The following is a 14,109-nucleotide window of genomic DNA, read 5'->3' as shown; positions in this document are numbered from 1 at the left end:
TTGCGCTTAATCCGATGATGAACACTAATAATGTGACCGCCAAGGGAGATATGCTATGTCCTTTGATATCCGTTTGCATTTATTTGACAGCTGCTGATTTTGACGTTAAACCTAATTGTGCCAATCGGCTGAAGAAGCTATGGACAGGAGTATGAGGCGGCAATTCTCCAGTGAAACTCTCAACCACTTCACGATCTGCATTGTTGAGATACATGAATAGGGGAGTGCCTTCCAGTTCTTCCTTCAACGGCTTCAACTGCGTGTCATCGTCCTTGCCCCATAAGCGGGCGGCATTGGCTATCAGCAGATTGAAATCTGCTTTCTTCAATACCGGCATAGGCAATGTTGCGGTACTGATAGCGGGATATTCCACCAAGATGATGTCCGGTATCTCTTCTGCTTCGTTCAATACCCAGAAATCGGACAGTTCTTGCGCTTGTACATACGCTTTGGTTTGTGTGTCAAAATCGTGGTCGTATTGTACAAGGCGTACCTTCATGTCTTCAGTTTCCCAGTAATCAATGAAGTACTTGGCAAGGAATGATTTTCCTTCACGCTTCTCCATACTGAGCAGGTTGATGACGGTGGGACGGTCCGGACGCAGATAGTTGTTCATTTGCCGGCAACTATAGGCAGCGGCAAGCCGGTTGCAAGCCTTGAGGAATCCACGGAATTTCAAGTTGCTTACGCCGTTGAATGCTGCAATGACAGAGAGTCCGGTCAGACGTTTGCTGCGGTCCGGGTCACGGAGAGTGCGGTCTAACAATTCAATCAGCAGGAAGTAGCCGCTTATGAATACCAAACTGCCGAAAAATGCGGCAAGGATGTAGATAAGCCTTTTTCTGCCGTTGTCTGTCAATGGATACTCGGGCGATGCTATAACTTGCAGGTTGGCGGTCGTCATCTTGATGTTCTGCAGACGGAGATGGGCTTCTGCAAGGCCATGTAATTGCTGGCGGTAATTATCTTCAGCAATACCTACGGCACGCTCTTTTCGTTTTATTTGAGTACCTACGGGTGAAAAATCCCGATATTGGTTGACGATGTCATGCTGGCGGTCAATCAAAACTTTCACTTCGGCTTTGGCCTTAGCCTCATTGACACATGCCGTCAGCCATTCTGTCACCATATCTTGAATGCCTACACCTTCTTTGGAGAAACCATATTCATTCAAATTGTCGGAGAGATGACTGATTTTCTCTTCTGCCTTTTGCAGAGCATCTTTTTCTCTTTGAAGTTTACTGCTGTTCTGCTGGCTCTGTTCTGTGGTGAATACTTCTTGTTCAAGAATACTTTGGTTTAGGGTGCTGACTTTATCCAACTCTTGCAGCAAGCCAGTGTTGGTACGTATAATCTTGGCACGTATATCCATCTTATTCTCTAACATCTGACGGAGCGCAATGGCACTTGCATAGTTTCGTTGAGCCTCTTCCATGCGGTCGTCGGTTGCATATTTGGTTATAGACAAAGACTTGGATTGTTCAGTGTAATTGATAACTTGCTTTTGGACACTGTAATCTGTTAAGTCATCTTCTTCGTCGGTAAGCTTGCTCTTGGCTATGCGTACTTGTTCCTCAAAATAGGCAATGGCACTGTTCGTTGCACTGAACCGGAGAAGCTCATAGGCTTTTAACAGTTCGTCTTCCAATATTTTGAGTGTGTTTTGTGTGATGCCGGGATCGGAAGAAGTATATATCAATTCTATTAAGTCGCTGGTTCCCAGTCGTTTGATAATAATAGTATTCAATGCATCGTAGCTATAAAAAGGATAGGGACGGTTGAAAATTGAATAAACGAAATTACTGCTGTTCTCTTTCCGGTAATTCATCAGGTTATTTGTAGTTTTATCCAAAGAGGAACGGTCTACCAAAGCCAGCACTTCTTTAGGAAGGAGTTGGACAAGTTGTCTGTAGTGTTTGGCTTGAATGTACATGTTGTCTTTCCACTCATCACCGTATACGAGGTTGGTTGCAAGCAGACGTACCGAAACCTTTGCCAAAGTGTTTTTGGACTTACCTATATTGATGATATTGTCGAAGGTACTATTGATATTGATAAGCTGGCTTCCGTCCAGATTGGTACTGTTGGTTACACCTGCATATAGGCTGCTGTTTACCGTATAACTGTATGGTAAAAACTGTGTGAAATATATGACTAATGCTGTAACAAGGAGGCTTCCCCACAATAACCAATAACGGATGCGGTAAAAGAAGCTTGCCAAAAATTGTACTATATTCATAACTGGTATTTTACTTGTCTGTTATAACTTTAACATTAGTCAGCATCTCTAACAATACGATAGAATTGTGCAGGGCTACACGGCTCTGTTCATAGTTGGTCACAGCACTGGTACGGCGTGCACGTTCCAAAGAAAGCGATATGATATCAATGGCTCCTTGTATGAAATTATTTTCAGAAATTTTCATCTGTGCGTTATACAATGCAGCTGTTTCCGCTTTGGCCTTTATCGTAGCCAATTGTTCGGTAACTGCATTGTAGGCCTCCAGGACCTTCAGCTTTCGCTCCTCCATAACTCCTTCTTGCGTATATTGCAGTTGCTCTATCTGGTAGCGGTAGTCTTTCAGTTTCAGCGGACGGTTAAACAAATCCCCTAAACTTACCCCAACGCTGGCCCCGACATTGAAGTTGTGCTGGGCACTTGACATCGTTGTCTGGTATACAGAGGTGAACTCGTCACTGGAATTGCCTATAATATTGTAGCGTCCGTAAGAATAGTTACCGTTCAGTCTGAAGTAGTTCCACCAACTCCTTTTTTCCAGGCGATATTGGTTCCTCACTTGCTCCACTTGGGACTGGGCTCTTTTTACTGACGCATTCTCTGTCACTGCATCAAGAAAGACAGATAGAGGAGGAAGCTCTAATTTTTCAATTTCTATAGATGCCTTCGGACTGATTAAACCCAATGTGTTGACTTCTATTTTTTTATCCTCCATCTTGAGTTGCTCCAATATCTTGATGCGCTCCTCCCGTGTTAACTCCTGCTGCGCAGCCACAGACAAAGGTACCCCCAACAATCCTAAAAGGATTACACTGTAAATGATGGACTTGATATATCTTTTTATCATCTCTAAAACCATATAATTCCTATTATCTTTTTATACATTCTCTTTTTGCACAAACGCCGTCAGCGTCTTGCACAGTATCTTCATGTCCAGCCAGAATGAGAATTCTTGGGCGTACTTAATGTCCAGTTGCTTGCGCTCTTCGGCCGACATCTTCCCGGCACCGCCTCGTTTCTCCACTTGCCACAGTCCCGTCAGTCCGGCGGGGGCCATGAAGCGCTCGATATATGCGTCGCTGGTCAGCAGCTCGGCCTCGTAGAGGGGGAGCGGGCGGTTGCCCACGATGCTCATGTCTCCTTTGAGGACGTTGAACAGCTGCGGCAGTTCGTCAATGCTGTACTTGCGGATGAAACGGCCTACGCGGGTGACGCGGGGATCGTTCTCTATCTTGACGAACGTATTCTGTTTTTCTTGGGCCTTCTTTTTGAGGAAGTCTTCTTCGGAGATGACGAAATCGTCCGAAATCAGCAGGGTAGCCTCCTCTTCGGAAGTGCCGGTCAGGTCGTCGAAGCGGATATCGGGCTGCTCGTCCGTCAGTTCTTCTTCCATCTTGTATTGGTTGAGTGCATTCAGCTCCTTCAGGCGCTTGTCTGCATTGGTGTACATGGAGCGGAACTTCAGGAAGTTGAATATCTGGTAGTTGCTGCCCACACGCTGGGACTTGTAAATCACTCTTCCCTTGCTTTCCACGCGGATGGCTATGGCTGTCGCGATGAGTATGGGAGACAGCACAATCAGTACGGCAACGGCAAAAAGGATGTCGAATATGCGCTTCCACATAGGCAGGTGGAAGGTGTTGAATATCTTACGGTGTGACTGGCTGAATTCCTGCAACTTATGCTCCTTGCGCAGTTGGAGGAATTTTGTCATTTGCTGGAGGCTCTCTTCGCTGGCCATGGGGGAAAGGGTGTTGTTGACACCTGCCTGCAGATAGAGCTTGCGGTGTTCCTTCTGCAGTCCTTCGGTGATGAGGATGATGTAGACACGGGGGAAGCGCTTGTGCAGGAAAGTGATGTTCTGGCTGTCCTTTTGAGGGGTGCTTTCTTCGTAAAGAATGGATGTGTTGTACCGTTCGCGGATACCGTCGATGACTTTCGCCGCTTTGTTGCAGGATGAAACAGCCATGAACATGCCTCCCGCAATTTTGCTCAAGTGGTCAATGATGGCGCGGTTGCTACCTATGTAGATATAATATAACATATCCATTGATTTTGTCGTTTAGAGAAATTTCTTGATACGGGCCTTCAGCTCCATAGGATTGAAAGGTTTCAGTATGAAATCCTCGGCTCCGGCTTCGAGCAGGTTGATGCGCTCGGTGGTACTTTCTTCACTGGAAAGCATCACAACCGGAATGTCCTTGAAAAGTGAATTGCTTTTCAGATATGCCAGGAATTCACTGCCGGTCATCTTGGGCATGCGTATGTCCGAAATGATGAGAGCGGGTTCGTTCCCCTCATTCAGCCATTCTATGGCCCTGACGGGATCTTCGAAATAAACCAGCTCATTCTCTTTCCCTAAATAGACCGAGAGTACCTTGCCTATGGCAGGTTTGTCATCTACAAATAATATTTGTTTCATTGTTTATGATAATTGTTTGCTATATTTATCTATATACATTTTCTTCTACCGGGTGTTCGTACCATTCCGTATACTGGGTTCTGTCTTGGGCCCAATAGATGAATTCCGGATATGCGCTTGCCTCGGGGATATCAGTACGTGACACATTGATTGTTTCTTTGGGATAGCGGAAGCCATACGGCACGCAGATTGCCCACGTGTTGTTGCCTGCCAAGTCAAGATTCTCTTGCTGTATGGTTCCGGCGGCAGTGGCGCCATATCCCCAAAATTCGTAAAGATGGACTTCCATGCGTTGTTCCATGCTTTTATATTGATAACAGATGAAGAAGTCCAGATTGTCTTTTGAGAATGGGGGCTCTGTCCGGGTTTGGTCTGCCAGTTCAATAATGACTTCATAAGTGTACTTTTTGGCGGTTACTCCAATGCCGGTATTTACCATCTCACCCGGTTCAACTCCGAATACATTGTGCACCTCGCCTGCGATGGGGATTACGACACTCGGATCGGAATCTTCCATGTAAGTAACGTTGTTATACCTGAATTTGTTGTACGAGCTGTTGAATGACTCCTGGAAACGCGAATCGTCGCCTCCGGTCTTGACTTCCCGGATATCGGATTTATTGATTCCGGTAATCCGGAGCCCTACGCCCAACGGCTTGCTTGCTCCTGCTGCAGCAAGGGTCACGTCGAGCTGTATGCGCTTGATGTGGTTCGTCTTTTTCTCGCGGTGATAGTAGGTCTCCACGTCCAAGACCACGTCGTTGAAGTCATAGTCGCCTACCAACGGGAAGTTGTCTTCGAATACGTACGTATAGGAGACCGGGTCTGTAGGGGTTTCTGAGCCGGACTCGTCCGGAGTATTGCCTTCGCCCGTACAGTCTCCGGCAGGAATGGTGATGGGGGATTCTCCCCATTTGGATATGGTTCCTTCGGTGTTCTTGATGGCATCAAGGAATTTGGCTTCCCACCAGATATCCTCGGTGATATCATCGTCAATTTCTTTCACTTCATAATGAATGTTTCCCTGACTGGAGAAATTTCCTATATCTTCAATTTTATTGATTTTTACCAGTGCATATTCATTGTTTGGACCCATAAATTGTGCTTGTGACAATTCTGCTTCATCAAGTACGGTTATCATGGAGTTGTCACCCATCGTGATTTGGGTGTTGTAATTGTTGCTATGGTCCCCGAAATCCTCTATCTCTGCAGAAGAGGTGTCTCCCATGTTCAGTGTGCCTACAAATTCTTCCGCATATAGATAGCATCCGTTGTCTATAGTGATGTTGCTGTCGGTTTTCCCGATATAGGCTTTACCCTGGTTGATGAATTTGCATCCGCTGTCGAAATTCATTTCATCGACACGCACGGTACCGCAATTATAGAATGCTCCTCCCTGGCTGACATGGAAATCGTCTATTTCCATAGTGCCGGCATTGTAGTTGTAGCTGCCTCCGGATGCATTGGTCAATTCGATGTCGTTCCCTTTGATGGTTCCACCCGCGTAGACGATAAACCGGCTGGATTGCACTAAAGTGAAGGTGTGCTCGTCCGGTATCACGATTTCCCCTCCGTCAATCACATAGAATTCGAAGCCTCGTTCAACGGTCATGTTGTTTCCATTGGGTTCCCAGCTGCCTTCAATGATGATGATGGCCGGATTGTCACTTCCCATGCCGTCCTTGCTGATTTTATTCCTATATATATTGTCTTTGGAGATTTTGTAGGCTTTTCCGTTTTGAAAATCGGTATTCGGCCTTATTTCTTCGGCACTTGATAGCATTGCGGTGATTTCTGCCTCAGACTTTTCCGGTGAATAGGTCTCGATGCTGACACTGCGTGTCCATGCGGCACGTGTAGTTGTGGGGGAACTGCCGAAAGCGGCATGGAGCTGACCGTTTTGGATGGATACGTATTTTACTATGTTGCGGCTGTGTGCATCGGTGCGGCACACAAAAGCGCTCGTCAGCACAGAAGGGCAGTCCATGACGGTAGTAAATACTGTTGTATTATTGGCGGTGCCTTCTGCCAGCAGTTTGGCGGATGACCGGCTGATTAAGGGGTTCTTGTCGTAAATACGTATGGTGTAGTCGATGCCGGTATCTTCGGATACAGAAACATTGACCCGGACCTGCTGAGTCATTTTCCAATCCATAGCCGGGTCTATGTTCTTGACCGGAAACCTATCCTGATAGGCTGCTTTCACTTTCTCGGGGTTAAAAACATCGTCTTTACAACCCTGCAGCAGTATACTCATTGCAAGAATAACAAGCGGCAGAAAGCGTTTGTATTGGATATTCTCTCCCATATTTTACATTTGTTTTGCTTGATTGTAAGCAAAAGTACGTTTATTTAAACTAATAAGCTTTATTAATGGGGGATAAAAGCGTGTTGGTTAACGCTTTTTAACGATTTTGTATGGATAGATAATGCAAGTTTGTCTTGAAAATTATCAATATTACTAAATGCCCTCTGTATTGCCGCTTTACTAAATCTTGGTGATTTCTCCTGCCAGGTCGGAATTCATGCGGTGGCGGATTTCGGCTTGGTCCAGTCCATGCCCCAGGAGGAACATGAGTTTGGTGACGGCACATTCGGGGGTACTGTCATAGCCGCTGATGACACCTGCCTGGAGAAGTTGCAGACCGGTTTCGTAACGTCCCATCTCGACGGCGCCACTTTGGCATTGGGTGATGTTGACGATGACAATGCCACGTTCGCTGGCTTCTTTCAGCTGGCGGATGAACCATTCTTTCTGGGGGGCATTGCCGGAACCGAAGGTCTTGAGGACAACAGCTTTCAGGCCGGGAACATGAAGCACGGAGTTGATGATGCTTTCCTGGATGCCGGGAAAGAGGGTGAGCACTACGACATTGGTGTCGAAAAGGTAGTGCGGCTTCATGGGGCGTGACGGGTCGGGACGGTGGATGAGGTGCTCGTTATAACGGATATGGATGCCTGCCTTTGCCAGTGCGGGATAGTTGAAGGAGCGGAAAGCATTGAAATTCTCGGCATTGATTTTGGTGGTACGGTTGCCCCGCATCAGCTCGTTCTCGAAGAAGATGCACACTTCGGGGACGATAGGAGTACCGTCCGGATGCTTGGCGGCGGCTATTTCAATGGCGGTGATGAGGTTCTCTTTCCCGTCGGTGCGCAGGGTGCCGATGGGAAGCTGGGAACCGGTGAGGATGACCGGCTTGGAAAGGTTCTCGAGCATGAAACTGAGGGCGGAGGCTGTATAGGCCATCGTATCGGTACCGTGCAGGATGACGAAGCCGTCGAAATTGTCGTAGTTGTAGTTGATGATTTTTACAATCTTTGCCCAGAGGGAAGGCTCCATGTCGGAAGAGTCGATCGGTGGGTCGAACTGATAGGAAGAAATGCGGTAGTTGAAGCGCTTCAGTTCGGGAACATGCTGTAGCAGTTGGTCGAAGTTGAAGTTCTCAAGCGCACCGGTCTCGGGATTTTCTATCATTCCGATAGTTCCGCCAGTGTAAATCAATAGTACGGAAGGGCAATCGACTTTCATGATATTCGTATTAGAGCTTTTTTCGGGCACAAAGATAGTGAAATATGAGATGGGGAGAAAATAAAAGAGACAAGTCTTTGCAGATTTTGTCTCTTTTATTTTTTCATTGCGAAAAATATATTGTATGAAATTTGAATAAGCTCACTGTTTCAAATCTTCCTTCAACTGCCTGATAGCCTTTTCCGCATCTCCTTCCTTCTCGTTGAGCAGCGTGACGAAGCGGCTGCCGATGATGGCACCGGATGAGTGGGCGCAAGCGGCATCGAATGTCTGCTTGTTGCTGATGCCGAAGCCTACCATGCGTGGATTGCGCAGGTTCATATCCTCTATCTTCTTGAAGTAGGCTTGCTTCCGGGTGTCGAAGTCTTTCTGGGCACCGGTGGTAGCGGCACTGGACACCAGATAGATGAAGCCGTCGGTGTGGGCGTCTATTTCGCGGACGCGGGCTTCGCTGGTTTCGGGGGTGATGAGCATGATGACACGGATGTCATACTTCGAGGCGATGGCTTTGTAACTCTCTTCGTAATCGCGGAAAGGGAGGTCGGGAATGATGACGCCATCGATGCCGCATTCCACGCACTTCTGGCAGAAGGCTTCGAAGCCGAACTGCATGATGGGATTGAGGTACCCCATAAGGATGAGGGGGATGCGGACATCGCGACGGATGTCGCGCAATTGTTCGAAAAGCAGGCGGAGGGACATGCCGTTGTGCAGGGCGCGGGTGGCGGCGTTCTGAATGACAATGCCGTCGGCCATGGGGTCACTGAACGGAATTCCGATTTCAATCATGCTGACTCCGTTTCTTTCGAGGGCACGGATAACGTCGGCAGTACCGTCGAGGTTGGGACAGCCTGCACAAAAGTAAATGGACAGCAGATTCTTGGGGCTGTCCTGGAAAAGTTGGTTAATGCGGTTCAACATACTATTTCTATTTACAATTTTACAATTTACAATTTACTATTTGGCTGCGCACTATATGCTGCATGTTACGATTTACAATTTTACAATTTTACAATTTACGATTTACTATTTACTATTTACCATGTACAATGTACAATTTGCCATGTGGCGTATATTGCGCAGCCAAATAGTAAATAGTAAATCGTCAAATCGTACCTCCCTTGAGTTCTTTCAGGAAGTTTGTGATGCGTTCCACATCCTTTATTCCCGGTACCGTCTCGAAACGGCTGTTGATATCGATACCTGCGAAATAGGGGTGGCGGAACTCCCGGAGGGCTTTTACGCTGTAGGGGTTGATGCCACCGCTGAGCAGGAACGGGGTGGGACCGTTGTAGCGGTGCAGGAGGTTCCAGTCGAACTGGTTGCCGGAACCGCCGTACTGCGGGGTCTTGGTGTCGAAGAGGTAGTAGTCGCACAGACCGTTGTAGGCAGAGACGGAAAGCAGGTCCTTGGGCAGCAAGATGGAGAAAGCCTTGATGAGGTGCAGGCCTGCATTGTGCAGGGAACGGCAGTACTCGGGAGCCTCATTGCCATGCAGCTGGATGTAGTCCAGGCTGAAACGGTCGGTATACATCAGGATGTTTTCCTTACTTTCGTTGACAAAGACGCCGACACGCTTGGCGCAGGCTGGCAGATACCCGGGCATTTGGCACAGACAACGGGGAGATTTGGGGTAGAAGATAAAACCAATCATATCTACACCTTGCAGTTCTACATTGCGGATGTTTTCTGCTTCGGTCATTCCGCATACTTTGATGAGAGGAGACATTTTATTTACGATTTACAATTTACTATTTACAATTTGGCTGCGCGATGTAACGCTGTATGAGAGACTTTTGTATTTACAATTATCAACTTTCAACTTTTAATTATCAATTAAGAGACTGTCTTGGATGAACTCTTTCAGGGTTTCGCCCGGATTGGCTGTTTTCATGAAGGTTTCGCCGATGAGGAAACCGCGGAAGCCGGCGGCACGCAGGCGGCAGATGGTTTCGGGGTCGGAGATGCCGCTTTCGGAAACAAGGAGCGGGGATGCCGGTCCGTGGGTGGCTTCGCGCAGTTGCCGGGCTATCCGGAAGGAGTTTTCTACATCGGTGACGAAGGAGCCGAGGTTGCGGTTGTTGACACCCACCATGTCGACCTCCTTATTTATATAGGAGAGTTCCGAAGGGCTGTGGATTTCGAGCAATACCTCCAGCCCGAGTTCGTGGGCTTGGGCGGTGAGGGTGCTACACTGCTCCGGACTGAGGCAGGCGGCAATGAGCAATACGGCGTCGGCACCTACGATGCAGGCTTGCAGAAGCTGGTACTCGTCGATGATGAAGTCCTTGCGCAGAATGGGGATGCGGACGAGCGGACGGGCCGTGCGGATGTCGCGCAGCGTACCGCCGAAGAACTTCTCATCCGTCAGGATGGAGAGGGCGGCGGCGCCGGCGGCTTCGTAGGCGGCAGGTATTTCCTCTGCCCGGGCAGCCTCGTTTATCCAGCCTTTGGAGGGTGAACGGCGTTTGAACTCGGAGATGATTCCTGTAGAAGAAGCGGCAAGGGCCTGCTTCATGCTGCGGTGGTGGGCCGCATTCTCCCGGATGATGATTCCGGCCTGCTCCTGCAACTGTTCCGGAGAGACGGTTTGCTTTTGCAGTTCAATCTCTGTTTGCTTATGGGCGATGATTTCGGACAGTATATCTTTCATTGCTTCATTTATTAATCTCGATAAATTTTTTCAGTGTCGCCAGCGCCCGTCCGCTATCCAGCGATTCGCGTGCGATGGCGATGCACTCTTCAATCTCTTTCTGCGGCTCCATCACCTGGATGGCAAAGGCGGCGTTGACAATGACGCATTGCGTTTGTGCAGGTGTGGCATGCCCCGTAAGGATATTGTCGAAGATGCGGGCGGCATCTTCCTTGCATGCGCCGCCGAAGAGTTCTTCGGGACGGGCATCCTTGAAGCCGAGAGCCTGCGGACGGTAGATGCGCTCGTAGTTGCGGGTCATCACCTTGAACTCGTCCGTCAGGGAGATTTCGTCGTAGCTGTCGAGGCTGTTGACCACGGCAAAGTCAATGCCGAGCTTATAGAATACGTTGGTGTATAGGCGCATCTGCGAGAGGTCTGCCACACCGAGCAGCTGGTATGCCGGACAGCATGGATTCACCAACGGGCCGAGCAGATTGAACAAGGTGCGCACTCCCAGCGTCTTGCGTACGGGACCGACAAACTTCATCGCCGGATTGAAAAGCTGGGCATGAAGGTAGGCGATGTTGCACTCCTCCATGCTGCGTTTCAGTGTGTCGGGGTTGTTGGTGAAGCGTACGCCGTGCTGCTCGATGACATTGCTGGCTCCGCTTACGGAAGTGGCTCCGTAGTTGCCGTGCTTGGCAACCTTGTAGCCGGCTCCCGCCACTACGAAGCAAGCGCAGGTGGAGATGTTGAAGGTGTTCTTTCCGTCGCCGCCCGTACCTACAATGTCGATGGGGCGATAGGGAGCGAAGTCGATGGGAAGGCGTGTCTCCATCAGTGCTTCGCGGAAACCGATAAGCTCGTCCACAGTGATGCTCCGCATCTGGAAGGCAGTGAGCAAGGCTGCTATCTGCGCCTCAGGATACATTTCCTTGGTGATGTTGAGGAGGATTTGTTTGGTTTCCTCCGACGTAAGCTCTTCGTGGTTGAAGAGACGGGTGAGTATTGCTTTCATCTTTTTATTTACGATTTGACGATTTACGATTTGACGATTGAATTTACTCTTTTTCTGAAGTGCCTCATTTGAAAAGCCAGTTTTTTACGATTGTTTTTCCGTCGGGTGTCAGTACCGATTCAGGATGGAACTGGATGCCGTGTATGTCATACTCCCGATGTTTCAGCGCCATGATTTGTCCTTCGGGGCTGATGGCGGTAATGGCCAGCGCTTCGGGAAAGTCCTTCGTATCCACTACCCAGGAGTGGTATCGTCCGACGGGAATCCTATTGGGTAAACCGCAGAAGATATAGTCTTCTTCGAGAGAAATACCTTCATAATCCTTTCCCCCCAATCCTTCATCACTAATCCCTAATCCTTCCTCCCTCGTCCCTAATCCCTCACTCCTAATCCTTATCTCCGTCTGTACCCCATGGAATACCTCTTCCAGATTGACCAGCTTTCCGCCAAACACTTGTCCGATGGCTTGTTCGCCCAGACAGACACCGAGTATGGGTTTCCGTCCGGCATAGGTGCGGATGACATCCAGCAGCAGTCCGGCTTCCTCGGGGACACCGGGGCCGGGTGAGAGGATGATTTTATCGTATGGCTCCAGTTCTTCGAGCCGGAATTTATCGTTGCGCAGCACATCCGTTTCTGCGCCAAGCTCTTTCACCAGATGGGCAAGGTTGTAGGTGAAGGAGTCGTAATTGTCTATGATAACTGTTTTCATCTTTTGTATTTACAATCTATTTTATTTACTATTTGACGATTTACGATGTACGATTGAAGTTACTTTATTTACGATGTACGATTTGGCTGCGCAATGTACGCCGCATGGCAAATCGTACATCGTAAATCGTCAAATCGTACATAAACTCACATTTTTTCTGCCATCTCAATCGCCTTTTTCAGTGCGCCGAGCTTGTTGTTCACCTCTTGCAGTTCGTACTCGTCGTTGCTCTTGGCCACGATGCCGCCGCCTGCCTGGAACCAGAGGACACCGTTGCGGCTGACAAAAGTACGAATCGTAATCGCCTGGTTCAGCGAGCCGTTCAGTCCGATGAAACCGATGCAGCCTCCGTAGGCTCCACGGTTGTGCGGTTCCAGCTGGCTGATGAGTTGCATGGCGCGTACCTTGGGGGCGCCGCTCAGGGTACCGGCAGGGAAGGTGTCGATGAAGGCCTTGACGGGGTCGGCCTCTTCGCGGAGCGTTCCGCTGACACGGCTGACGAGGTGGATGACATGGCTGTAATACTGCATCTCCTTATAGAAGTCCACCTTTACATCGTGGCAGTTGCGGGAGAGGTCGTTGCGGGCAAGGTCCACAAGCATCACGTGTTCGGCGTTCTCTTTGGGGTCGTCGTGCAGGTACCGGGCATTGAGGGCGTCCTGCTCTGCATCGCCGGTGCGCTTCGTGGTTCCGGCAATGGGGTCGATATAGGCATGGCGGCCTTCGATGCGGCAATGGGTTTCGGGAGACGAGCCGAAAATGCGGAAGCCCCCGAAGTCGAAATAGAACAGATAGGGAGAAGGGTTGATGCTGCGCAGGGCACGGTAGAGCTTGAAGTCATCGCCCGTGAAACGCTGCTCGAACCGGCGGGAGAGGACTATCTGGAAAACGTCGCCGCGCAGACAGTGGGCGATGCCCCGGCGGATATTCGCCTTGTGCTCCTCGTCCGTAAGCGGGGAGGTGGTGGGGCCGACGGCGCGGAAATCGTAGGCGGTGTAGTTACGGTTATGGATGGCCTTCTGTACCTGGTCCAGTCCGCTGGTCTCGCCGGGCGCCAGCATCTCGAGGAGCAGCATCTCATTCTTGAAGTCGTTGAAGACGATGAGGTACTTATATAATATGTACAGCATGTCCGGCGCATCGTTGGTAGCTTCGCGGCTGTCCTTCACGGGGATATTCTCGAAGTAGCGGACAGCATTGAAGGAGGTGTATCCGTAGAGTCCGCAGTAATTGCTGTATTCGCCCTCCACGCGGAAGCGGGCGCGGAAATCGTTCAAGGCATTCTCCACCCGGTATGCATCGGTTATGGGATGCTCTTCGCGGCTGTCGTCCGGCAGGCGGAAGATAGCCGTGCCGTGGTCTATGCTGACACTAGCCAGCGGACACAGAGCGATGAACGAACGGTTGTTCTCACTGCCGTGATAGTCGGAACTCTCCATAAGTGCGCTCTGCGGAAAGATGTCACGCACCTTCAGATACGTGCTCACCGGCGTATGCAAGTCACCGAGCATGGTGCGGCTGACTGTTTTATAATCATATTGTTTCATTGTATCT

Annotated in this window: 12 protein-coding genes; all 12 read right to left on the bottom strand. The window is 49.4% G+C overall.

What is annotated here, in order from left to right:
* Nucleotides 1-79: 79 nt before the first annotated feature.
* A complete protein-coding gene (locus tag DWY55_RS14510; RefSeq protein WP_117879086.1) occupies nt 80-2,239 on the bottom strand; it encodes a GumC family protein in 2,160 nt (719 codons plus the stop codon).
* Between the two features lie 10 nt (nt 2,240-2,249).
* On the bottom strand, nt 2,250-3,086 hold the full coding sequence (locus DWY55_RS14505) for a TolC family protein (protein ID WP_165853822.1): 837 nt from the start codon (nt 3,084-3,086) through the stop codon (nt 2,250-2,252).
* 30 nt (nt 3,087-3,116) lie between these two features.
* Nucleotides 3,117-4,283, bottom strand: a complete 1,167-nt coding sequence (locus DWY55_RS22530; RefSeq protein WP_117879096.1) for a sugar transferase — start codon at nt 4,281-4,283, stop codon at nt 3,117-3,119.
* Between the two features lie 18 nt (nt 4,284-4,301).
* Entirely contained in the window at nt 4,302-4,661 is a 360-nt protein-coding gene (locus tag DWY55_RS14495) for a PleD family two-component system response regulator (RefSeq protein WP_005827508.1), read from the bottom strand.
* A gap of 25 nt (nt 4,662-4,686) precedes the next feature.
* Nucleotides 4,687-6,969 carry an LruC domain-containing protein gene (locus DWY55_RS14490; RefSeq protein ID WP_117879088.1) on the bottom strand — a complete coding sequence of 761 codons (2,283 nt, stop codon included), beginning with the start codon at nt 6,967-6,969 and terminating at the stop codon, nt 4,687-4,689.
* Nucleotides 6,970-7,149: 180 nt separating this feature from the next.
* Nucleotides 7,150-8,190 (bottom strand): asparaginase, encoded by a 1,041-nt coding sequence (gene ansA / locus DWY55_RS14485; protein WP_005827512.1) that lies wholly within the window; start codon nt 8,188-8,190, stop codon nt 7,150-7,152.
* 141 nt (nt 8,191-8,331) lie between these two features.
* The gene (gene trpA, locus DWY55_RS14480) at nt 8,332-9,111 is read right to left on the bottom strand and encodes a tryptophan synthase subunit alpha (protein WP_008664364.1); all 780 of its coding nucleotides are present in this window, start codon (nt 9,109-9,111) and stop codon (nt 8,332-8,334) included.
* Nucleotides 9,112-9,295: 184 nt separating this feature from the next.
* Nucleotides 9,296-9,919, bottom strand: coding sequence for a phosphoribosylanthranilate isomerase (locus DWY55_RS14475; RefSeq protein WP_008664366.1), 624 nt, complete (start codon nt 9,917-9,919; stop codon nt 9,296-9,298).
* Between the two features lie 96 nt (nt 9,920-10,015).
* Nucleotides 10,016-10,843, bottom strand: coding sequence for an indole-3-glycerol phosphate synthase TrpC (gene trpC, locus DWY55_RS14470; RefSeq protein WP_117879089.1), 828 nt, complete (start codon nt 10,841-10,843; stop codon nt 10,016-10,018).
* Between the two features lie 4 nt (nt 10,844-10,847).
* A complete protein-coding gene (gene trpD / locus DWY55_RS14465) occupies nt 10,848-11,843 on the bottom strand; it encodes an anthranilate phosphoribosyltransferase (RefSeq protein ID WP_005837316.1) in 996 nt (331 codons plus the stop codon).
* Between the two features lie 64 nt (nt 11,844-11,907).
* Nucleotides 11,908-12,555, bottom strand: coding sequence for an anthranilate synthase component II (locus DWY55_RS14460; protein ID WP_009038313.1), 648 nt, complete (start codon nt 12,553-12,555; stop codon nt 11,908-11,910).
* Between the two features lie 146 nt (nt 12,556-12,701).
* Entirely contained in the window at nt 12,702-14,102 is a 1,401-nt protein-coding gene (locus tag DWY55_RS14455) for an anthranilate synthase component I family protein (RefSeq protein ID WP_008664371.1), read from the bottom strand.
* Nucleotides 14,103-14,109: the final 7 nt, after the last annotated feature.

It is taken from the genome of Bacteroides sp. AF25-38AC, assembly GCF_003602995.1.
GTDB classification, from domain to species: Bacteria; Bacteroidota; Bacteroidia; order Bacteroidales; family Bacteroidaceae; genus Bacteroides; species Bacteroides uniformis.
The sequence above is the reverse complement of the archived record's forward strand: the minus strand, read 5'-3'. Positions and strand labels throughout refer to the sequence as shown.